We start from the raw sequence: 20,709 nt of genomic DNA on the forward strand, positions 1-20,709 counted from the left end.
TGCGTTCAAGAGGCATTGCGGGCAGCCCCGTACTGTTGCACAAACAGCGCCAGCGCGCCGGCGACCACGCCCCAGAAGGCGGAGCCGATGCCGGCAAGGACCACGCCGCTGAGCGTGACGAGGAAGGTGATGAGGGCGGCTTCGCGGTGGGCATCGTCGCGCAGCGCTGCGTGCAGGCCGCTGCCAATGCTGCCCAGCAACGCCAGCCCGGCAATGGCCAGCACCAGTTCTTTGGGAAACGCCAGCAGCAGCCCGGTGACGGCTGCGCCAAAAAGGCCGATCACCACATACAGGGCGCCGCAGGCCACCGCGGCGGTGTAGCGCTTTTTGGGGTCGGTGTGGGCTTCGGGGCCCATGCAAATGGCGGCCGTGATGGCGCTGAGGTTGAGCGCAAAGGCGCCAAACGGCGCCAGCATCAGCGTGGCCAAGCCGGTGAGGGTGATGATGCGCGAAATGGGCATGGTGTAACCCGCTGCGCGAATGGCCGCCACCCCCGGCAAATTTTGCGAAGCCATGGTGACCACAAACAGCGGCAGCGCCAGGCTCACCAGCGCGGCCAGCGTGAATTCGGGCATGGTGAACACCGGGCGCGCCAGCGCAAACGACACCGAACCACCGTTGAACTGCCCCCGAGCCGCCACATAAGCCACCGCCACGGCCAGCGTGAGCGGCACCGCATAGCGCGCCAGCCATCGCCGGCCCACCAAGTAGGCCAGCAGCATCAGCACCACCAGCGGCAGCGCCGTTTGCGCGGCAGCAAAGGCTTGCAGGCCAAAGCGCGCCAGCACGCCCGCGAGCAAGGCCGAAGCCAGCGCCACGGGAATGCGGTTCATGACGCGTTCAAACCAGCCCGTCACCCCCACCAGCACGATCAGCGCCGCACACGCCATGAACGCCCCCACCGCCTGCGGCATGGTGAAGCCGCCAGCCAGCCCAGCCGTGGCCAGCACGGCCGCCCCCGGCGTGCTCCAGGCCACCATGACCGGTTGCTTGAGCACCAGCGAAGGAATGGCCGAACACAAACCCATGCCCAGCCCCAGCGCCCACATCCACGACGTGATGAGCTCGGGCGTGGCGCCAAACGCCAGCGCCGCCTGAAAAACAATGGCCACCGAACTGGTGAACCCCACCAGCACCGCCACAAAACCGGCCGTGGCGGCCGACAGGTTCAGGTCACGAAAAAATTGCATCGCGCGATTGTGCCGCTGGAACCAAGCCATGCCTGGCGCTAGGCCCTCACCGGCGCGAGGGCCTCACCCAAGAACACCGCGGAACTGGCTTTGCCAGGCCGCAGGTGTTGCCCCCTGAAAGGGGGTGACGCGCCGCAGGCGGGGCGCGGGGGTCACTCGTAGATTTCTGCGTCCGGGTCGGTCGCTTCCAGCTCGTAGCTGGCAGCCAGCATGGCCAGGCGGCCGATCACGCCGTACATGTAAAAACGGTTGGGCACGCTGGCGCCGGGCTTCACGCCGGGCTGGGGCAGTTGCGCGCTTTGCTCAAACGCCAGGGGCACAAAACGCGAGCCGGGCGCGTTGAGGTTTTCGTCCACACCGCGTTCGGCGTGCACACGGTAAAAACCGCCCACCACGTAGCGGTCCATCATGTAGACCACCGGCTCGGCCACAGCCGCGTTGATGCGCTCGTTGGTCAGCACGCCCTCCTGAATGATCACTTCGGTCACCGGCTGGCCGCCCTGGGCCGAGGCCATGCGCTCGCGCGCCTGCGGGCTCAGCGCGTCAATGTCTTTGGCGTCGCGCAGCGTCATGATGCCCATGCCACCCGTGCCGTTGTCGGCCTTGACCACCACAAACGGCTTCTCGTTGATGCCGTATTCCTTGTACTTGCGGCGAATCTTGCCCAGCAGCGCGTCGGTGTTGCTGCGCAGGCATTCCAGGCCATGCGCTTCGGCAAAGTTGACTTCACCGCATTGGTTGAACAAGGGGTTGATGAGCCAGTGGTCCATGCCCAGCAACTTGCCGAAGCGTTTGGACACCTCTTCGTAGGCCTTGAAATGGTGGCTCTTGCGACGCGTACCCCAGCCGGCGTGCAGCGGCGGCAGCAGGTACTGCTCGTGCAGGTCTTCCAGAATGCCGGGCACACCCGCGCTCAGGTCGTTGTTGAGCAAAATGGTGCAGGGGTCAAAATGCTTCAGGCCCAGGCGGCGCTTGCTGCGAATGAGCGGCTCCAGCGTCACCGACTCGCCACCGGGCAGCTCAATGGTGGTGGGCTCCTTGATGTCGTTGGACAGCGAGCCCAGGCGCACATTCAGCCCGGCCTGGTAAAAAATGCGCTGCAACTGGCGCAGGTTGCTCAGGTAAAAAATGTCGGTGGTGCTCTCGGGCACCAACAGCAGGTTTTTGGCCTCGGGGCAAATCTTCTCAATGGCGGCCATGGCGGCTTGCACCGCCAGCGGCATCATTTCAGGGGTGAGGTGGTTCCAGCCCGCGGGATACAGGTTGGTGTCCACCGGCGCAAGCTTGAAGCCCGCGTTGCGCACGTCCACCGACGAATAAAACGGCGGCGTGTGCTCCATCCACTCCAGACGAAACCAGCGCTCGATCACCGGCGTGGACTCCAGAATGCGCTGTTCCAGTTCGTTGATGGGGCCGGTCAGGGCGGTGACGAGATGCGGAACCATAGGGGCCTTTGCAGAAGATGGGAGTCGGTGGGCCCATTGTAGAGAGCGGCCGTTGCCGTCGAAAGGCAAAAATGGGGGCGAATGTGGAGCCTACAAGGCCGCGCCCGGCGCAAAGCACGGGCTTCCCAGCTCCGCTGCGGTGGCATGCACGACTCTTCGCAGCACCGCCGCTGCACAGGCCCGCTCAGACGGCGGGTGTAGGCCAAAGGGGCCGCGTGGGGTCAGCCCCTGACCTCACCCTCACCCAGCACCACGTACTTGAGCGAGGTCAGCCCCTCCACACCCACTGGCCCGCGGGCGTGAAACTTGTCGGTGGAAATACCGATTTCAGCCCCCAGCCCGTACTCGAAACCGTCCGCGAAGCGGGTACTCGTATTCACCATGACGCTCGACGAATCGACCTCGCGCAAGAAACGCTGGGCGTGCATGTGGTCGCGGGTGATGATGGCTTCGGTGTGGTGGCTGCTGTAGCGGTTGATGTGGGCAATGGCTTCGTCCAGGCCGCTCACCACCTTCACGCTGATGACAGGCGCCAGGTATTCCTCGCTCCAGTCTTGTTCGGTGGCGTCTTTCAGCTGCGCACCGGCCACCGTGCTCAACACGGCCCGGGCCTCGGGGCAACAGCGCATTTCAACGCCCTTGGCGGCGTAAATGGCGCCAATTTGCGGCAAAAATTCGGCCGCCACACCCCGCGCCACCAGCAGGCTTTCGGTGGCGTTGCAGGGGCTGTATTTCTGGGTTTTGGCGTTGTCGGCCACCCTCACCGCCATGGCCATGTCGCAAGGCTCGTCCACATAGGTGTGGCAGTTGCCGTCCAGGTGCTTGATGACCGGCACCTTGGCCTCGGCGCTGATGCGCTCAATGAGCCCCTTGCCGCCACGCGGGATGATCACGTCCACATACTGCGGCATGGTGATGAGCTGGCCCACGGCGGCGCGGTCGGTGGTGGGCACCAGCTGCACCGCGTCCAGCGGCAAGCCGGCTTCCGTCAGCGCCTGCTGCACCAGCGCGGCCAGGGCGCGGTTGGAATCAATCGCCTCGGAGCCACCGCGCAAGATGGCGGCGTTGCCGCTTTTGATGGACAGGCTGGCCGCTTCAATCGTCACGTTGGGCCGGCTCTCGTAGATCATGCCGAACACGCCAATGGGCACGCGCATCTGGCCCACGCGGATGCCGCTGGGCATTTGCTTCAAGCCCGAAATTTCGCCAATGATGTCGGGCATGGCGGCCAACTGCTCGCAGCCCTGGGCACAGGTTTCGATCACCTGGGGCGTGAGCTTCAGGCGGTCCACCATGGGTTCGGCCAGCCCGGCGGCGCGGGCGCGCTCCAGGTCTTTGGCATTTTCAAGCTGCAGCGGCGCCACGTTGGCGCGCAGCAAAGCCGCCAGACCGCGCAGGGCCTTGAGCTTGGTGGCGGCGCTGGCCTTGGCCATCAGGGCCGAGGCGGCTTTGGCTTGGCTGCCCAAGGTGTTCATGAGTTCAGTGGTGTTGGTCGCGTTCATGCCGCTGATTTTCGCACCGCCAAGGGAAAGCCGCGCGACACCCGCACACCACTTGCATACTGAGGGGTGTATATTTACACGCCCTAAACGGGTGTTCCGCAGGCACCCGACACCCACCACCGCACTGGAGACCCCGATGAAACACCCGCTGCTGAAAACCGCCCTGCTGATCGGCAGCGGCTGGCTCGCCACCCTGGCGGGCCTGGCCCACGCGGTGGAGGTGAAGTTTGAAGCGGTGTCTCCCGGCGTTTATGCCTTCGTCGGCGAAACCGGCGGGCGCACCTATGCCAATGAGGGGCTCAACGCCAACATAGGCTTGGTGGTGACGCCCGCCGGCGCCTTGCTGGTGGACAGCGGCGCCAGCTTGCAAGGCGCCCGGCAAATTCATGAAGCGGTGAAGCGGGTCACCACGCAGCCGGTCAAATGGGTCATCAACACCGGCGGGCAAGACCACCGCTGGCTGGGCAATGGCTACTTTCAGGCCCAAGGCGCCGAAGTCATGGCGCACGCCAACGCGCGCGCCGACATGCTCAACCGGGGCAACGACCACCTGCAGGCGCTCAAAGGCGAGCTGAAAGAAAAGCTCGACGGCACCGTGCCCAGCCTGCCCACCCGCTTTTTAAGCGGCAACGACGAATCCCTGAACCTGGGCGGCCTGACCGTGGAGGTGAAGCACCGGGGCGGCGCCCACACCCCCGGCGACGTGATGGTGTGGCTGCCGCAGCAGCGTGTGGTGTTCAGCGGTGATGTGGTCTATGTGGACCGCATGCTGGGTGTGATTCCGGTCAGCCACACCGGGCGCTGGCTGGACAGCTTCGCCGCGCTGGAAGCGCTGCAGCCGGCGCGCATTGTGCCCGGCCACGGCCAGGTGAGCGAACTGGCGCGCGCCCAGTCCGACACGCGCAACTACCTGCAGGCGCTGCGCACCCACATGAAAAAGGCGGTGGAAGACGGCACCGACATCGGCGCGGCCATCCGGTCGTTTGACGCCGCGCCTTTCATGCGCCTGCTCAACGCAGCCGAACTGCACCCCGGCAACGCCAGCCGCACTTACCTGGAGCTGGAGCGGGAGTAACGCCAGACACGCCACCGCCTGAGGCCAAAATGCCTTCTGCAACACCCACCCACTACACAAGGAACCGACCATGAAAACCGCCCTCGACCTCGTAGCCGCTGCCAAAGCCCGTGTAAGCGAAATTCCTGTGAGCGAGGCCGAAGCGGCCATTCGCGATGCGGATGTGTTGCTGGATGTGCGCGAAGGCGACGAATTTGCCAACGGCCACCTGCCCGGCGCCGTGCACGCCTCGCGCGGCATGCTCGAATTCAAACTCAGCAGTACCCCGGCGCTCACCGCGCGCGACCTGAAGGTGGTGCTGTACTGCAAGACCAGCGGCCGGGCCGCCCTGGCCGCCGCCGCCATGCAAGAGATGGGCTACCTCAACGTGAAGTCCATCGCCGGGGGTTTTGACGCCTGGGTAGCCGCCGGCAAACCGGTGGTGAAGCCCGAGCTGCCGTCGTTCGGCTGATCGCGCTCACCGCCGGCCTGGCCCCCACTCAAAACGGGTAGTGCCGTGGGGTGGTCTGCACGGTGATCCAGCGCAGTTCGGTGAACTCGGCAATGCCGGCCTTGCCACCGAAGCGCCCAATGCCCGAGCCCTTCACACCGCCGAACGGCATTTGCGCTTCGTCGTGCACGGTGGGGCCGTTCACATGGCAGATGCCGCTGTCGATCTTGCGTGCTACGTTGAAGGCGCGGGCGATGTCGCCGCCGAACACGGCGGCTGACAGGCCGTACTCGTTGTCGTTGGCGCAGGCAATCGCTTCTTCCACGCCGTTCACGCGCACCACGCATTTCACCGGGCCGAAGGTCTCTTCGTGGTAGATGCGCATGGCAGGCGTCACATGGTCGAGCACGGTGGCGGGCATGAGCGTGGTGTCAGACTTGCCGCCGCAGGCGAGCTTGGCGCCTTTGGCCAGGGCGTCGTCAATCAGTTCGTTGCAGTGGTTGACCGTGCCCATGCCAATCACCGAGCCCAGCACCACCGGCTCGGGTTTGCGCGGGTCGCCCAGCGGCAAGTTTTTGGCCTTGTCGCTGAACTTCTTGACGAAGGCGTCGGCGATCTTGTTGTCCACGATGATGCGTTCGGTGCTCATGCAGATCTGGCCGCTGTTGGCAAACGCACCAAAGGCCGCGCCATTGACGGCGTCGTCCAGGTTGGCGTCGTCCAGCACCACCAGCGGCGCCTTGCCGCCCAGCTCCAGCACCACGGGCTTGAGGTATTTGGCGCAGGTGGCCGCGATGATCTTGCCGACCTTGGTGGAACCGGTGAAGTTCACGCGGCGCACCGCCGGGTGCGCCACCATGGCTTCCACCACGGCACCGGCGTCGGCTGGCGCGTTGGTGATGTAGTTCACCACGCCGGGCGGAAAGCCCGCGTCCTGAAACGCTTCAATGATCAGCTGGTGCGTGCGCGGGCAGTTCTCGCTGCCTTTCAAAATAACGGTGTTGCCGCACGCCAGCGGCACGCAGATGGCGCGCACGGCCAGGATGATGGGCGCGTTCCACGGCGCAATGCCGAGCACCACGCCAGCCGGCTGGCGGATGCCCATGGCGAGCGATCCGGGCACGTCCGACGGGATCACCTCGCCCGACACCTGGGTGGTGAGCGCGGCGGCTTCGCGGATCATGCCGGCGGCCAGCATCACGTTGAAGCCGCCCCACATGCCGGTGGCACCGGTCTCGGCCGACACGGCTTCGATGAAGGCAGGCGTCTTGGCTTCGAGCGCATCGGCCGCTTTCAGCAGCAGCGCGCGGCGCGCGCTCGGGCCGGTTTCGCTCCAGGTTTTGAAGGCTTCGGCGGCGGCTTCCACCGCCATCACGGCGTCGGCCGGTGACGCGGCGGGCGCACGCGTGGCCACGCTGCCGTCAAGCGGGTTGCGGCGCTCAAAGGTGGCGCCTTTTTCGGCGGTGACCTTCAGGCCGTTGATGAGCATGGACATGTCGGACATGGGGTTCTCCTTTAAATCAGAAATGAAACCGGTAGGACTGAAAAAAACTCCACTGAGCTTGGCAATGTCCCGTTCGGACTGAGCCTGCCCTTCGACAAGCTCAGGATGAGCGAAACAACACCGTTCGGGCTGAGCCTGTCGAAGCCTTCACGCCACCTTGTGTATGAGCCCTTCGACAGGCTCAGGGCGAACGGGGTGTTGGCTCAGCACAAATAGACGCTAGTTGGTTGTCGCGATGGCCTTCTTTCGCTGCACGGCATCGGCCGCGCTGGTGGTGCCGGTGGCGGGGTCTTTGTCGGCGCCCAGATACGCCTCACGGATCACGGTGGAACGCGCGAGCAGCTTGGCCGGGCCGCTGGCCACCAGCGTGCCGCGTTCCATCACGTAGCCCCGGTCGGCCACGGCCAGCGCCTTCTTCACGTTCTGCTCGACCATCAGCACGGTGGTGCCCGCGTCCGCAATGCGGCGCACGATGGTGAGCAGCTCGTCCACCATCTTGGGCGCCAGGCCGAGCGAGGGTTCGTCGAGCATGAGCAGGCGCGGCGCACACATCATGGCGCGCGCCACGGCCACCATCTGCTGCTCGCCGCCGCTCATGGTGCCGGCCAGTTGCGTGGCGCGTTCCTTGAGCTTGGGAAAGTCCACAAAGGCCTGCGCCAGGCGCTCGCCGCGTAGCGCCTTGGGCACCAGCCAGCCACCGAGCTCCAGGTTTTCGGACACGGTGAGTTGCGGAAACAGCTGGCGGCCTTCGGGCACCAGGGCCACGCCAGCCTGCACGATCTCGTGCGTCTTTTCGGGCATCTCGGTGCCGTCGAGCAGCACCGAGCCGCCGCGCGGAATCAAACCGTTGAGCGCCTTAAGCAGCGTGGTCTTGCCGGCGCCGTTGGGGCCGAGCACCACGGTCAGGCCGGGCTGGATGTCGAGCTTCAGGTCGCGCAATACCAGGAAGGCGCCGTAGCCGGCCGAAAGGCCGTCGACCTTGAGGCGCGCACGCCCTCCGCCGCCAAGTTTAAAGGGGTTGGGTCGGTACCACATCATGCGGTGGCCTCCTCGGTCTCGTTCATTTCGTCGCCCAGGTAGGCCTCGATCACCTCGGCATTGCGCACCACTTCGGCGGGTGTGCCGTCGGCAATCTTTTTGCCCTGGTGCAGCACGATCACGCGCTCCACATGGCGCAGCAGCGTGGTCACGGCGTGCTCAATCCAGACCACCGTCAGGTCGAGCTCGTCGCGCAGGCGTCGTATCAGCTGCGCCATTTCCTCCACCTCGTTTTCGGTGAGGCCAGCGGCCACTTCGTCCAGCAGCAGCATGCGCGGGCGCGTGGCCAGCGCCATGCCAATTTCGAGCAGGCGCTGCTGCGAGGGCGTGATGGCGGCAGCAGGCAAGTCGGCCTGTGCGCTCAGACCGATGAGGCCCAGGATGCTCTCGGGCGTGCGCAGCACCCAGGGCACCGTGGTCTCTTCGCCCCACCAGATGTATTTGCGCGGCCGGCGCCCGGCGAACTTGAGGCCGAAGGCGATGTTGTCGCGCACCCGCATGTCGGGGAAGGTGCGAGGCGTCTGGAAGGTGCGTGCCAAGCCGCTGGCGGCAAAGCGGTGCGGGCCCTGGCCGCTCAACTCGCGCCCTTGCATCAGCAGCTTGCCGCTGGTGGCGGGGGTCACGCCCGAGATGGCGTTGAAAAACGTGGTCTTGCCCGCGCCGTTGGGGCCGATGATGCCGACGAGCTCACCGGGCATGAAGCGTGCGCTGACCGCGTCCACCGCGGTGAGGCCGCCGAAACGCACGGTGATGTCGCGGGCGTCGAGCAGGGGTTGTGGGTTCATGGCCGACCTCTTCCAGCGCCATTCACCACAAACCCCCGTTCGCCCTGAGCCTGTCGAAGGGCTCTTGCGATGTGTGCCTGGAGGGGCTTCGACAAGCTCAGCCAGAACGGAGCTTGCTTCACTTCAAAACACATCGCGGCGCTCCCTCAGGCTTTTTTCGAGTTGCTTGCGGCGTTTCGTCTCGCCGCTCAAGTCGTCGCGCGTCTCTTGCCACCAAAGCTTGGCGCCATCGCGCCAGCCGCGGAAGGTCTCGGCGCGCAGCGAAGCCAAGCCACCGGGCAAGTACAGCACCGACAGAATGAGCAGCAAACCCAACGACATCATGTAGATCTGCGGCACCTGCAGGCGCAGCGTTTCGGCCAACACGCTGAAAACGATGGCCGCAATCAGCGGGCCCCACAGCGTGGCGGCGCCGCCGATGAGCGCGATCAGCACGGTCTGGAAACCGATGAAGGGGTTGAACACGGTGTGCGGGTCGATGTAGGTCCAGCGCACCGACATGGCCGCGCCCACAGCGCCCGCCACGGCGGCGGTGAGCGCAAAGCCCGCCACCTTCACCCAGCGCGTGTTCACGCCCAGCGTCTGGGCACGCTGTTCGTCAGCGCCGATGCCCAGCATGGCCAGACCAAAGCGCGTGCGCCGGATGGTGATGGACAGCGCCACCGTGATCACGGCGAGCGCGAGCACGGTGAGGTAGATGGTGTCGCGCTCGGGCACCACCATGAGCACACGGCCCACGGTGCCAGTCACACTCTTCTCGAAGTAGCTGATGGCATGGCGAATCAGTTCGGTCATGCCGAAAGTGAGCACCGCGAAGTAGGTGCCGCGCAGGTGCAACACGGCCGCACCCATCACCACCGCCACCGCAGCCGCGATCAACGATCCCATGGCGATGGCCTGGACCCACGACAGCTGCTCCAGCAGGATGGCGCTGGTGTATGCACCGATGCCGAAGAAGGCCGATGTGGCCAGCGACAGGTACCGCGTGGTGCCGCAGAACAGCGCCCAGCTCGACGAGAGCGCGATGTACATCAGGCAGGTGAGCGCCATGGACACGGCGAACTCGCTGGCGAAGCTGGGCAGCGCCAGCGCCCAGCCGGTGAGGCCGAAAAGGACCAGCAGGTCGCGGATGAGGAATTGTCTTGAATTCATGCTTTTCTTGATTTCCGCGAGAACAGTCCTTCGGGGCGCAAGAGCAGCACACTGATGAAGACGACGTAGCTCAACAAAGCCTTGAGCGAAGGGTTGGTGAAATGCATGCCCAGGGCTTCGATCACACCGAGCAGCAGACCACCGGCGAGCGCGCCGCCCATGCTGCCGAAGCCGCCGAGCGTAATGACGATGAGCGCGGTAACGGTGTAGGGCTCGCCCATGGACGGGCTGATGGTGTAAGACATGGACAACAGCGCACCGGCCACGCCCGACAGGCCCAGGCCGATACCGAACATGAGCGGGTGCAGCCGCTGCGTGTTGATGCCCATGAGCTGCGCGCCGGTGGGCGACTGCATGAGCGCGCGCACGCCCTTGCCCAGCAGCGTGGTGCGCATGAGCACGATGAGTGCGCCCGAAAACAGCAGGGCCAGCGCAAACACCAGCAGCTTGTTGCCGGCGAACTGCGCCGTGCCATCGGGCAGGGGAATTTGCACCGGCTCGGTCAGGAAGTCGTAGCCGCGCAGGTCGCCGCCCCACATCCACGACGCGAAGTTTTGCACCAGGAACATGAGACCAAAGGCCACCATGAGCCCGCGCGCTTCAAAGATGTCGAGATTGGGCGACGTGACGGTGAGGCGGCGGAAGCACAGGCGGTGGATCAACCAGCCCAGCACAAACAGCATGCCGAACGACACCGGCACCATGAAGAGCGGATTCAGCCCGAGCGAGGTCTGCGCCATCCAGGTGAGGTAAGCCCCCACCATGAGGAACTCGCCGTGCGCGATGTTGAGGATGCGCATCAGCCCGTACTGCAGGTTCAGCCCGAGCGCGACGAGCGCGTAGATGCCACCGGTGATGAGGCCGGAGGCGAGGAGTTCGAGCCAGGCGGAGAAGGACATGGGATTTGGAGGGCCGGAAACACAACCCCGTTCGCCCTGAGCCTGTCGAAGGGCTCACGCGAACGGTGTGGGGATGGGCTTCGACAGGCTCAGCCCGAACGGATGTACGTGTAAACGAAGGCTCTTATTTCCAAACAGGCTTGCTGGGGTTGAGAGCAGCGGTCGCCACCGACTTCGGCCACACCACCTCAAACTCCCCGTTTTGCCACTGCCCCACGGTGCCGGGCGTGCCCACGTTTTCGCTGCCGTTGAACTTCACATCGCCAATGATGGTTTTGTGCGTGGTGTTGGCCACGTAATCGCGGATCGCTTTGCGGTCCAGGCCCTGGGCCTTCACGGCGTTGGTCAAAATCTCCAGACCGGCCCAGCAGGCGCCGCTGGCCCAGCGGTCGGGTTCCTTGCCGGCGAACTTCTTGGTGTGTGCATCGAAGTAGGCTTTGGCGCCCGGGCTGGTCTTGCCGTTCCACGAGCCCATGCCCAGCACGCCTTCGGCGCCGGCGGGGGTCATCACGTTGCGGTAGAGCTGGAAAGCGGTACCCACCGACGCGTAGAAGAACTTCGGGTTGAAGCCCACTTCCTTGGCCTGGCGGCTGGCCAGAATGGTGTCGGGCGGGTAGGTGAAACCCACAAACGCGTCGGGGTTCTTGTCCTTCATGGAGCGCAGCACCGGCGAGAGGTCCTTCACGCCGCCGGGGTAGCTCTTGTCTTCCACCATGGTGATGCCGCTGCCCTGCAGCGCCACCTTGAAGGCGGCGTAGTTTTCCAGGCCGAACAGGTCGTCCACATAAATCAGCGCCACGGTCTTCACGCCGTTGGCCTTGAGCATGTCGACCAGCGCGTTGGTCATGGGCGCGGGCTGCTGCAGCAGCAAGAAGAAATACGGCAGGCGCATCTCCACCAGACGGCGCGAGAGCGCGGTGGGCGCCAGGAACGGGTATTGAAAACGGTTGGCCAGCGGGGCCACGGCGAAGTTGGCGTTGGAGCCCCAGGGCGGCAGCACCAGGTCGACCTTGTCGCTGCCCATGAGTTTTTCGTAGGTCCGCACCACGGTTTCGGTATCGCTGCGGTCGTCGCTGCTGATCAGCTCAATACGGCGCTTCACACCCTTCACATCCAGACCACCCGCCGCGTTTTGCTGCTCGGCCCAGAGCAGGTAATTGGGCTCCTGGCTCACCTGCGCGCCGCCCGTCCAGGGGCCGGTGCGCGACATCGAATAGCCGATGCGCACCGGCGCCGACTGCGCCATGAGCTGGGGAGCGAACGACATGGCGCCCACCGCAGCGGCGGCGCTCTTGATGACCAGACGGCGATTGGCTTGAACCATGGTTTGTCTCCTGTGGTGTTCGAGAAATACGGACCACTGAATACTAGGCAGGCCCTGCCCCGGGCGCTTTGCTGGCTGCGCACAAGCGGGTTGTCTGAGCGTGCACACGGATGCGGGATAACCCTCAACCATCCACCCCCCAAGGGCTCAACAGACCACCCATAATTTGCGTTCCGCACCCCAGAGCCAGAACCCACCATGAAATCCGCGCCCCTGATGACCACCGACGCTGTCGCCCCGGGCGAGCGCGCTGCGGCTTGGCGCGACTGGGTGTGGACGCACTTCGGCGGACTGGAATCCGATCTGTACGGCGACACCGGTTTTGACGGCCACATGAGCGCGTCGCAGGCGGGTGACGTGGTGCTGACCAAGCTGGAAGCCAACCGACACCGCGTGCTGCGCAGCCCCCGCCTGGCACGCGCCAGCGACACCAGTTACCTGAAGATCGTCGCGCCTTGGCAAGGCAGTGCGGCGGTGGAACAGCAAGGCCGCCAGGCCTGGGTGAAGCCCGGTGGCTGGGCCATTTACGACACCGCGGGCAGTTATGAAATTGCCAACCCGGAGCGGGTGGAACACCTCATCGTGATGCTGCCCAGAGAACAACTGGCCGAGCGCGGCCTGCGGCTGGAGCCTCTGATGGCGCGCCACGTGGGCGGCGCCAGCGGCATTTCACGCGTGGCGCTCGAAGCCATGCGCAGTACCTTTCAGGAGCTGCCCGCCATGAACGCCACAACCGCGCGCGGCGCGGGTGCCATGATCATCGAACTGGTGCGGCTGTCGTTGCAGGAACTGGCCGGGCGCGAGAGCGCCACCACCCAGCTCGAAGCGTTTCGCGACCGCATCCGCGAGCACATCGGCCAGCACCTGCGCGACCCCGGTTTGTCCATCGACCGCATCGCGCAGTCGCTCAATTGCAGCAAGCGCCACCTGCACAACGCCTTCAGCGCCGAAGACGACACGCTGGCGCATTACATCTTGCGCCGGCGGCTGCAGGCCTGCATGCGCGAGCTGAAAAACCCGGCCCAGGCACAGCGCACCATCACCGACATCGCGTTTTCCTGGGGTTTCAACAACGGCGCCCATTTCAGCCGCGTGTTCCGGGAGCACGCCGGTCTGTCGCCCAGCGACTTCCGGGAAACGGCGCTGCGCCAGTCAGCCGCTGTTTGATTCAGCGCAGCGCGCAGCCTTGCGACACGCGCAGGGCCAATTGCTGCAGCGCCACCCACGGGTCGGCTGGCCAGTCGGGCTGTTTGAGGCCTTTGACGATGCCGTCCACCGTGTGCGCGTCGCGCAGCCAGCGCGTGAGGGTGGGCGTGGTCAGCTGCGGCAGCACACGTTCCATGAGCTTTTCTTTGGCGCCCCACACCCGGTTTTCACGCAAGGCCATGGGCAGCGGGCGGCCCCCGTCCATGGCCCGGCGAATGCGGTTGAGCGTGCGGATGTCCTCACTCAGCGCCCAGTGCACCAGCACCGCTGCCTCGCCCTCGGCCTGCAGGCCGTCCAGCATGCGCTGCACGCGCAGGCTCTGCCCACCCAGCACCGCTTCGGCGAGCTTGAAGGCGTCGTAACGCGCCACATTCAGCACCGCCGCTTCGACCTGGTCAAAACCCAGCTCACCGGCGGGGTGCAGCAGCGCCAGCTTCTGAATTTCCTGGTGAGCGGCCAGCAGGTTGCCTTCCACCCGGTCGGCAAAAAACTGCAGCGTGCGCTGGCCTTCTTCGCCCGCGGCCACGCGCTGGCCTTGCTGCTGCAGGCGCTGGGCAATCCACTGCGGCAGGGCTTTGCGGTCCACCGGGTCCACGCGCACGGTCACGCCAAAACTGTCCAGCGCAGCGAACCAGGCACCTTTTTGCGTGGCGGCGTCCAGGCGCGGCAAGATCACCAGCGTGAGCATGCTGTCGCTGCCTTGCGAAGCCTGCGCCAGTTGCTGCAGCACCTGCGAGCCGTCTTTGCCGGGCTTGCCCGACGGGATGCGGATTTCGATCAGCTGCTTGTCGGCAAACAGGCTGAGCGAGCCGCCGCTGGCCAGCACCTCGCTCCAGTCAAAGTGCGCACCGGCCACGGTGTGCACCGTGCGCTCGGTGTAGCCCTGCTGGCGCGCCACGGCGCGCAAGGCATCGGCGGCTTCCTGGATCAGCAGCGGCTCGTCGCCGTGCAGCGTGTACAGGCTTTTCAGGCCACGTTGCAGCTGGGCATCGAGTTGGGGGGCAGCGACTTGCATGGGCAGGGATCAGACCGTGCTCAAAGCACTTGCACGGCGGCCAGGCGGCGCATGACCTGCTGCACGATGTCGCTTTGCATGTCGCGGTACAGCAGCGCTTCTTCGGCCTCTTTGGCCAGCACGGCGGTTTCGGTGAAGCTGATGTCGCGCTCCAGCAGCAACTCGGTGTTGTCGAGCAAGCTTTTTCCGGCCGCCGTGGCCAGGCGAAACGCGAAGCGGGTGCGCAACTGCATTTCACGCACCTGGCCGGCAGCGGTCTGTCCCACCACGGTTTTCTCGCGCTGGTCGCTGACCACGGTCATCACCACCTGGCCGGTGTCGCCCTCTGGGCTGGCGGGAGTGTCTGAGGTGAACACGCGCAGTCCCGCGCTTTCAAGCGCCCGGCGCAGTTCGCGCGCCACGGGCGTGGCTTCGCTGCCCTGCAAGCGCACGGACTCAAACGCGAACTTCGGCGCACCACGCAAGGCAAAGCCACAGCCCGAAAGCACCGCGGTGCACGCCCCGGCCAAGGCACCAAGCCACACGGTGCGGCGGGACAAAACGGGGCGGTTGCCATGCATGGTGTGGGGCCTCAAATCACGATGTTGACCAGCCGACCGGGCACCACCACCACCTTTTTCGGGGTGGCGCCATTGGCCTGCTTGATGAAGGCTTCGCTGGCCAGCGCGGCGGCCTCAATGGCGGCCTTGTCGGCGCTGGCGGGCACGGTCACGCTGCCGCGCAGCTTGCCGTTGATCTGCAACACCAGCTCCAGCTCGTCCTGCACCAGGGCTGACTCGTCAACCAGCGGCCACGGGGCGTCGAGCAACTCGCCAGCGGCGGCGGAAAAACCCAGTTCAACCCAGGCCGCATGGGCCATGTGCGGGCATGCGGGGTAGAGCATGCGCAGCAGCAGCGACATGCCCTCGCAGCGCAGGGCGTTGTCGCCCACGCTGCCGTCGAAAGCGAAATCTTCCAGCGCGTTGAGCAGCTTCATGCAACCCGACACCACGGTGTTGTATTGCATGCGCTCGTAGTCGTAGCTCACCTGCTTGAGCACCAGGTGCATCTCGCGGCGCAGCTTTTTCGCCTCGGGGCGCAAAGCGGCGCTGGACAGGTTGCTGGCCGTGGCGAGGCGCAGCGCGTCGGCATGTTTGGCGCCAAAGCCCCACACGCGTTTCAAGAAGCGGTAGCTGCCCTCCACCGCCGCGTCGTTCCACTCCAGCGTGGCCTCGGGTGGCGCGGTGAACATGGTGTACAGGCGGGCCGTGTCAGCGCCGTACTTTTCGATCAGGTCCTGCGGGTCCACCCCGTTGTTCTTGGACTTGGACATGGTGCCCACGCCCTCGTAGTCAATGGCCGTGCCCACGGGCAACATGCCGTCGCCGCTGGTGGCCGGGTTCTTCAGCTGGGCGCCCACCACCTTGCCGGCTTCGTCGAGTACATGCTCCACGTCGTGCGGCCAAAAATAGTCTTTGCCGCCCTTGGCGGTGCGCCGGCTGTAAATATGGTTGAGCACCATGCCCTGCGTGAGCAGCTGGGTGAAGGGCTCGTCCACCTTCACCAGGCCCAGGTCGCGCATCACCTTGGTCCAGAAGCGCGCGTACAGCAGGTGCAGGATCGCGTGCTCGATACCGCCAATGTACTGGTCCATCGGCATCCAGTAGTCCGCGCCTTCGGCCACCATTTTCTCGGTGTTGGCCGGGTCGCAGTAGCGCATGAAATACCAGGACGAATCCACAAAGGTGTCCATGGTGTCGGTCTCGCGCCGCGCGGGTTTGCCACAAACGGGGCAGACCACACCGGCGTGGAAACCTTCGTGCTTGTGCAGCGGGTTGCCCGAGCCGTCGGGGATGCAGTCTTGCGGCAGCACCACCGGCAGGTCCTTTTCAGGCACGGGCACCGCGCCGTGTTCATCGCAGTGGATGATGGGAATCGGCGTGCCCCAGTAGCGCTGGCGGCTCACACCCCAGTCGCGCAGGCGCCAGGTGGTTTTTTTCTCGCCGAGGCCCTTGGCGGACAGCAGTTCGGCCACCCGGTCGACCGCGCCCTTCTGATTCATGCCATCGAGATCGCCTGAGTTCACGCACACGCCGCTCTGCTTGTCGCCGTACCACTCTTGCCAGGCACTGTCGTCAAACGACTTGCCTTCAACCGCCACCACCTGGCGGATCGGCAGCGCGTACTTGAGCGCAAACGCAAAATCCCGCTCGTCGTGCGCGGGCACACCCATCACCGCGCCGTCGCCATACGACATCAACACATAGTTGCCCACCCACACAGCCACCTGCGCGCCAGTGAGCGGGTGCGTGACGAACAGGCCGGTGGCCATGCCCTTTTTTTCTTGCGTGGCCAGCTCGGCTTCGGTGGTGCCGCCGCTCTTGCACTCTTCAATGAACGCCGCCAGCGCCGGGTTGCTCTCAGCCGCATGCTGCGCCAGGGGATGCTCGGGCGCCACGGCGCAGAAGGTCACGCCCATGATGGTGTCGGCGCGCGTGGTGAACACGTACATCTTGCCCTCACCGATCAGCGCACCGTCGGCACCCGCGATGGTGTGCGGGAACGCAAAGCGCACGCCCTGGCTCTTGCCGATCCAGTTTTCCTGCATCAGCCGCACCTTGTCGGGCCAGCCGTTGAGCGTGGCCTTGGGGTTGCCGATCTGCACATGGTCCAGCAGCTCTTCGGCGTAGGACGTGATGTTCAGGTAGTAGCCCGGAATTTCGCGCTTTTCCACCACCGCACCCGTGCGCCAGCCCTTGCCGTCGATCACCTGTTCGTTGGCCAGCACGGTCTGGTCCACCGGGTCCCAGTTCACCACCTGCGTCTTGCGGTAAGCAATGCCCTTTTCCAGCATCTTCAAAAACAGCCACTGGTTCCACTTGTAGTAGCTGGGGTCGCAGGTGGCCACCTCACGGCTCCAGTCGATGGCCAGGCCCATGGCCTGCATCTGCTGCTTCATGTAGGCGATGTTTTCATACGTCCACTTGGCGGGCGGCACACCATTTTTCAGCGCGGCATTTTCAGCCGGCAGGCCAAACGCGTCCCAGCCCATGGGCATGAGCACGTTGAAGCCCTTCATGCGCAGGTGGCGCGTGAGCATGTCGTTGATGGTGTAGTTGCGCACATGGCCCATGTGCAGCTTGCCGCTGGGGTACGGCAGCATGGAGCAGGCGTAAAACTTCTGCTTGCCCGCGTCTTCGGTCACGCGGTAGGCGTCGGTGGCGTTCCAGTGGGCGTGCGCGGCGCGCTCGACTTCCTTGTGGGCGTATTTTTCTTGCATGAAGCGGGGACCGGGCGAGCGGTAAGGAGGACTGTCGGGAAAGAGGGTTCGGGGACGGGGTTGGGCACACAGCGATCGGCCCGCAACCGCCCAAGACGGTAACCCACAATTTTAGGCCTTGGGAACCCCCGGCGAAATTCAGCGGGCTGGCACGGGCACCGAGGCGGCCACCGTCGATGGATCGGCCACAAAACCGATGCGCGACAGACCCGCCGCCTGGGCCAACGCAATCAACGCCACCACGCGGCCATAGGGCACGGCGGTGTCGGCGCGCAGCTGCAGTTCGGTGGCCGGGTCGCGCTCGGCGGTGGCTTGCAGACGCTGGCGCAAGGCGTCAGCGTTCAGGGGCTGGTCATCCCAGTAAACCTGGCCTTGCGCGTCCACGCTCAGGGTCACGAAAGCGGCGGGTGCGTCCGGGACCTCTGTGCCGGCCGCTTCGACCTGGGGCAGCTCCAGCGCCAGTCGGCTGGCCATGAGGGGTGCAGCCAAAATGAAGATCACCAGCAGCACCAGCATCACGTCCACCAGCGGGGTCACGTTGATGTCGCTCATGGGCCGGTGGCCGGCGGGTTTTTCCAGTCTGCCGAAGGCCATGGTGCTCAGGCCGTGGGCGCTGGCTGTGTGCCCGTGTGGCACAGCAGTTCGCGCAGGTCGCGCGCAAAACCTTCCAGCTCGGCCTCAATCTCGGCCACCTTGCGGCCTAGCACGTTGTAGGCCAGTACCGCCGGAATGGCCACGGCCAGGCCGGCCGCGGTCATGACGAGGGCCTCGCCCACCGGGCCCGACACCTGCTCGATGCGAAAACCGCCGTCGAGCCCGATGCTGGTGAGCGCGTGGTAGATGCCCCAGACCGTGCCCAACAGCCCCACGAAAGGCGCCGTAGAGCCCACCGTGGCCAACAGCACCTGGCCGTATTGCAGCCGGGCCAGGACGCGGTGCAAAGCGTCGCGCAGCACGCGGGTGAGTTGCTGCGAGCGGTCGCCGGCGGCGGCCAGCGTGTGGGCCGGGGCGCCGCCAAGGCCGCGGGCGGCGCGCAGCAGCGGCAGCAGCAACTGGCGGGCGTCAAAGGCTGCGAGCCGCTTGTCGGCGTCGTCCAGGTCGCTGGCCTGCCAGAAGGCGGCGGTGCTCAGCCGCACGTCGTGGGCTGCGCGGTGCAGCAGCCAGCTCTTCCACACAATCACCACCCAGCTGGCCACCGACATGGCCAGCAACAGCAGGGCCACGGCGCGACCGAGGGCGTCGGCTTGCGCCAGCGTGTCCAGAATGCCCATGGGTGCAGACCGCTCAGCGCAAGCCGAGCACGTCGAACATGTCGTACAGGCCCGCGGGCTTGCCCGCCAGGAAGCGCACCGCGCGCAGGCTGCCCTGGGCGTAGGTGGCGCGGCTGCTCGACTTGTGCGTGACTTCAACGCGCTCGCCGGTGCCGGCAAACAGCACCGTGTGGTCGCCCACGATGTCGCCACCGCGGATGGTGGCGAAACCGATGCTGGACGGATCGCGCTCACCGGTCACGCCCTCACGGGCGTACACGGCGCAGTCTTTCAGGTCGCGCCCCAAAGCGTCGGCAATCACCTCGCCCATTTTCAGGGCCGTGCCGCTGGGCGCGTCGACCTTGTAGCGGTGGTGCGCTTCGATGATTTCGATGTCGTAGCCAGTGGACAGCGCCTTGGCCGCCATCTCCAGCAGCTTGAGCGTCACGTTCACGCCCACGCTCATGTTGGGCGCCATGACGATGGCGATGGACTTCGCGGCCTCGGCAATTTCGGCTTTTTGCTCGTCGCTGAAACCGGTGGTGCCGATGACGGCGTTCACGCCGTGCTTCACGCACGCACGCAGGTGAACCAGCGTGCCCTCGGGTCGGGTGAAGTCGATCAGGCACTGGCTACCGGCCAGCCCCAGGTCCAGATCGGCGGTGATGTTCACGCCGGTGGACTGACCGCCAAAGGCACCCGCGTCCTGGCCCAGGGCTGGGCTGGAGGCGATGTCGAGCGCGCCCGACAGCGCGCAGTCGCCGCTGGCACGCACCGCGTCCACCAGCATCTGGCCCATGCGGCCACTGGCGCCGGCCACACAAATGCGCAGCGGGCTTGAAGTGGTGGCGCTCATCGGGCAGCTCCCGGGGTTTCCAGGGGCGGGTAGCTGGTGCCGGGCGCCACGGTGGGCGGCGTGGGTGGGGTTTGCGCGGTCTTGGCGTTGCGTTCCTGAAACGCTTGCAGCTGCGCTTCGGTGGCCTGCAACACAGGCGGCTTGTCGGACTTGCGGCGCACGTCCAGCGAGGCCACAAACTCGGCCTCGGTGGGCAGCTCGTCGCCTTCAAAACGCTCCATCACCTCGCCCTTGAAAAACACCGCCAGCTTGCGCTGCTGCGGCGGCTGGCCTTGGCGCTTGAAGGTGAACACGTAGTCCCAGCGGTCGGCGTGGAACACGCTGGTGAGCAGCGGCGAACCCAGAATATCGCGCACTTGCAGGCGCGACATGCCAGGCTGCAGCGCCTGGGCCTGCTCGCGCGTGACCACGTTGCCTTGCTGAATGTCGATCTTGTAGGGCGTCACCAGGCTGCCAATGCTGGGCATGCGGTCACCGAGGCTGGAACAGGCGGTGAGCGCCAGCACGGCGCTCAGGGCGCACAGCACACGGCCCGGGCGACTGAGACGCGGCAGGCGCTCATATAAAGAAGAGCGAGGAGGTGTGAGGTGATGCATGTGGGCAAACCGTGAAAGGCGCGTGGTACAGCCACCAGCAGTATGGCCATGCTGCACATCGCGCGCGCTGGCGATATGATCCAAACATTGTAGCCCCGGGGTACAGCAGCCCGCAGGCCCGGCCCCCACACGCCGGCAGCCCGGCGGCCCTGCCGCTGGCGGCCACCCCACCCCTTGCACCCT

At 65.7% G+C, this 20,709-nt stretch carries 19 protein-coding genes; 3 read left to right on the plus strand and 16 right to left on the minus strand.

Features of this window, described 5'->3' with window-relative positions; genetic code table 11:
• Positions 1-5: 5 nt before the first annotated feature.
• The 3 genes from AC0GNR_RS08650 to AC0GNR_RS08660 all read right to left on the minus strand — a co-directional run bounded on the left by AC0GNR_RS08650 (position 6) and on the right by AC0GNR_RS08660 (position 4,137).
• Complete coding sequence (locus AC0GNR_RS08650) at positions 6-1,190, minus strand: benzoate/H(+) symporter BenE family transporter (protein WP_472900557.1); 1,185 nt, start codon at positions 1,188-1,190, stop codon at positions 6-8.
• Positions 1,191-1,342: 152 nt separating this feature from the next.
• A complete protein-coding gene (gene gshA, locus AC0GNR_RS08655; protein WP_472900558.1) occupies positions 1,343-2,635 on the minus strand; it encodes a glutamate--cysteine ligase in 1,293 nt (430 codons plus the stop codon).
• A gap of 221 nt (positions 2,636-2,856) precedes the next feature.
• A complete protein-coding gene (locus AC0GNR_RS08660) occupies positions 2,857-4,137 on the minus strand; it encodes a glutamate-5-semialdehyde dehydrogenase (RefSeq protein WP_472900559.1) in 1,281 nt (426 codons plus the stop codon).
• A gap of 136 nt (positions 4,138-4,273) precedes the next feature.
• Here AC0GNR_RS08660 and AC0GNR_RS08665 point away from each other — a divergent pair, with 136 nt between their 5' ends.
• Together AC0GNR_RS08665 and AC0GNR_RS08670 are read left to right on the plus strand one after the other, a co-directional pair.
• On the plus strand, positions 4,274-5,212 hold the full coding sequence (locus AC0GNR_RS08665; protein ID WP_472900560.1) for an MBL fold metallo-hydrolase: 939 nt from the start codon (positions 4,274-4,276) through the stop codon (positions 5,210-5,212).
• A gap of 70 nt (positions 5,213-5,282) precedes the next feature.
• Positions 5,283-5,663, plus strand: a complete 381-nt coding sequence (locus AC0GNR_RS08670) for a rhodanese-like domain-containing protein (RefSeq protein ID WP_472900561.1) — start codon at positions 5,283-5,285, stop codon at positions 5,661-5,663.
• 28 nt (positions 5,664-5,691) lie between these two features.
• Here the strand turns inward: AC0GNR_RS08670 and AC0GNR_RS08675 are convergent, their stop codons facing one another.
• From AC0GNR_RS08675 to AC0GNR_RS08700, 6 genes are all read right to left on the minus strand, one after another.
• The gene (locus AC0GNR_RS08675) at positions 5,692-7,146 is read right to left on the minus strand and encodes an aldehyde dehydrogenase (protein WP_472900562.1); all 1,455 of its coding nucleotides are present in this window, start codon (positions 7,144-7,146) and stop codon (positions 5,692-5,694) included.
• A 219-nt stretch (positions 7,147-7,365) separates the two neighbouring features.
• Positions 7,366-8,184 (minus strand): ABC transporter ATP-binding protein, encoded by an 819-nt coding sequence (locus AC0GNR_RS08680; RefSeq protein WP_472900563.1) that lies wholly within the window; start codon positions 8,182-8,184, stop codon positions 7,366-7,368.
• Positions 8,181-8,969, minus strand: a complete 789-nt coding sequence (locus tag AC0GNR_RS08685; RefSeq protein WP_472900564.1) for an ABC transporter ATP-binding protein — start codon at positions 8,967-8,969, stop codon at positions 8,181-8,183. The genes AC0GNR_RS08680 and AC0GNR_RS08685 overlap by 4 nt, the downstream gene beginning before the upstream one ends.
• Positions 8,970-9,092: 123 nt before the next feature.
• Positions 9,093-10,121, minus strand: a complete 1,029-nt coding sequence (locus AC0GNR_RS08690) for a branched-chain amino acid ABC transporter permease (protein ID WP_472900565.1) — start codon at positions 10,119-10,121, stop codon at positions 9,093-9,095.
• Positions 10,118-11,020: a branched-chain amino acid ABC transporter permease gene (locus AC0GNR_RS08695; protein WP_304749072.1), complete on the minus strand. Its 903-nt coding sequence runs from the start codon at positions 11,018-11,020 to the stop codon at positions 10,118-10,120. Before AC0GNR_RS08695 ends, AC0GNR_RS08690 begins: the two co-directional genes overlap by 4 nt.
• A 124-nt stretch (positions 11,021-11,144) precedes the next feature.
• Positions 11,145-12,344 (minus strand): amino acid ABC transporter substrate-binding protein, encoded by a 1,200-nt coding sequence (locus AC0GNR_RS08700; protein ID WP_304833843.1) that lies wholly within the window; start codon positions 12,342-12,344, stop codon positions 11,145-11,147.
• Positions 12,345-12,542: 198 nt separating this feature from the next.
• Here AC0GNR_RS08700 and AC0GNR_RS08705 point away from each other — a divergent pair, with 198 nt between their 5' ends.
• Positions 12,543-13,511: an AraC-like ligand-binding domain-containing protein gene (locus AC0GNR_RS08705; RefSeq protein ID WP_472900566.1), complete on the plus strand. Its 969-nt coding sequence runs from the start codon at positions 12,543-12,545 to the stop codon at positions 13,509-13,511.
• A gap of 1 nt (position 13,512) precedes the next feature.
• Here AC0GNR_RS08705 and holA read toward each other — a convergent pair whose 3' ends face one another.
• The 7 genes from holA to AC0GNR_RS08740 all read right to left on the minus strand — a co-directional run bounded on the left by holA (position 13,513) and on the right by AC0GNR_RS08740 (position 20,526).
• Entirely contained in the window at positions 13,513-14,565 is a 1,053-nt protein-coding gene (gene holA, locus AC0GNR_RS08710) for a DNA polymerase III subunit delta (RefSeq protein ID WP_472900567.1), read from the minus strand.
• Between the two features lie 20 nt (positions 14,566-14,585).
• A complete protein-coding gene (locus AC0GNR_RS08715) occupies positions 14,586-15,125 on the minus strand; it encodes an LPS-assembly lipoprotein LptE (RefSeq protein WP_472900568.1) in 540 nt (179 codons plus the stop codon).
• 11 nt (positions 15,126-15,136) lie between these two features.
• Entirely contained in the window at positions 15,137-17,824 is a 2,688-nt protein-coding gene (leuS, locus tag AC0GNR_RS08720; RefSeq protein ID WP_472900569.1) for a leucine--tRNA ligase, read from the minus strand.
• 138 nt (positions 17,825-17,962) lie between these two features.
• Positions 17,963-18,418, minus strand: a complete 456-nt coding sequence (locus AC0GNR_RS08725; RefSeq protein ID WP_472900570.1) for an ExbD/TolR family protein — start codon at positions 18,416-18,418, stop codon at positions 17,963-17,965.
• A gap of 5 nt (positions 18,419-18,423) precedes the next feature.
• Positions 18,424-19,095, minus strand: a complete 672-nt coding sequence (locus AC0GNR_RS08730; RefSeq protein ID WP_439114839.1) for a MotA/TolQ/ExbB proton channel family protein — start codon at positions 19,093-19,095, stop codon at positions 18,424-18,426.
• A 13-nt stretch (positions 19,096-19,108) separates the two neighbouring features.
• Positions 19,109-19,930: a 4-hydroxy-tetrahydrodipicolinate reductase gene (dapB, locus tag AC0GNR_RS08735; RefSeq protein WP_472900571.1), complete on the minus strand. Its 822-nt coding sequence runs from the start codon at positions 19,928-19,930 to the stop codon at positions 19,109-19,111.
• Complete coding sequence (locus AC0GNR_RS08740) at positions 19,927-20,526, minus strand: outer membrane protein assembly factor BamE (protein ID WP_472900572.1); 600 nt, start codon at positions 20,524-20,526, stop codon at positions 19,927-19,929. Before AC0GNR_RS08740 ends, dapB begins: the two co-directional genes overlap by 4 nt.
• Positions 20,527-20,709 lie beyond the last annotated feature (183 nt).

This window comes from Hydrogenophaga sp. LT287 (assembly GCF_055702805.1).

Coding starts and splice junctions, on each gene's coding strand:
- AC0GNR_RS08685 (WP_472900564.1), bottom strand. CDS start 8,969: ATGAACCCACAACCCCTGCTCGACGCCCGCGACATCACCGTGCGTTTC.
- AC0GNR_RS08680 (WP_472900563.1), bottom strand. CDS start 8,184: ATGATGTGGTACCGACCCAACCCCTTTAAACTTGGCGGCGGAGGGCGT.
- leuS (WP_472900569.1), bottom strand. CDS start 17,824: ATGCAAGAAAAATACGCCCACAAGGAAGTCGAGCGCGCCGCGCACGCC.
- AC0GNR_RS08700 (WP_304833843.1), bottom strand. CDS start 12,344: ATGGTTCAAGCCAATCGCCGTCTGGTCATCAAGAGCGCCGCCGCTGCG.
- AC0GNR_RS08695 (WP_304749072.1), bottom strand. CDS start 11,020: ATGTCCTTCTCCGCCTGGCTCGAACTCCTCGCCTCCGGCCTCATCACC.
- AC0GNR_RS08660 (WP_472900559.1), bottom strand. CDS start 4,137: ATGAACGCGACCAACACCACTGAACTCATGAACACCTTGGGCAGCCAA.
- AC0GNR_RS08725 (WP_472900570.1), bottom strand. CDS start 18,418: ATGGCCTTCGGCAGACTGGAAAAACCCGCCGGCCACCGGCCCATGAGC.
- AC0GNR_RS08715 (WP_472900568.1), bottom strand. CDS start 15,125: ATGCATGGCAACCGCCCCGTTTTGTCCCGCCGCACCGTGTGGCTTGGT.
- AC0GNR_RS08730 (WP_439114839.1), bottom strand. CDS start 19,095: ATGGGCATTCTGGACACGCTGGCGCAAGCCGACGCCCTCGGTCGCGCC.
- AC0GNR_RS08690 (WP_472900565.1), bottom strand. CDS start 10,121: ATGAATTCAAGACAATTCCTCATCCGCGACCTGCTGGTCCTTTTCGGC.
- gshA (WP_472900558.1), bottom strand. CDS start 2,635: ATGGTTCCGCATCTCGTCACCGCCCTGACCGGCCCCATCAACGAACTG.
- AC0GNR_RS08705 (WP_472900566.1), top strand. CDS start 12,543: ATGAAATCCGCGCCCCTGATGACCACCGACGCTGTCGCCCCGGGCGAG.
- AC0GNR_RS08670 (WP_472900561.1), top strand. CDS start 5,283: ATGAAAACCGCCCTCGACCTCGTAGCCGCTGCCAAAGCCCGTGTAAGC.
- AC0GNR_RS08665 (WP_472900560.1), top strand. CDS start 4,274: ATGAAACACCCGCTGCTGAAAACCGCCCTGCTGATCGGCAGCGGCTGG.
- holA (WP_472900567.1), bottom strand. CDS start 14,565: ATGCAAGTCGCTGCCCCCCAACTCGATGCCCAGCTGCAACGTGGCCTG.
- AC0GNR_RS08650 (WP_472900557.1), bottom strand. CDS start 1,190: ATGCAATTTTTTCGTGACCTGAACCTGTCGGCCGCCACGGCCGGTTTT.
- AC0GNR_RS08675 (WP_472900562.1), bottom strand. CDS start 7,146: ATGTCCGACATGTCCATGCTCATCAACGGCCTGAAGGTCACCGCCGAA.
- AC0GNR_RS08740 (WP_472900572.1), bottom strand. CDS start 20,526: ATGCATCACCTCACACCTCCTCGCTCTTCTTTATATGAGCGCCTGCCG.
- dapB (WP_472900571.1), bottom strand. CDS start 19,930: ATGAGCGCCACCACTTCAAGCCCGCTGCGCATTTGTGTGGCCGGCGCC.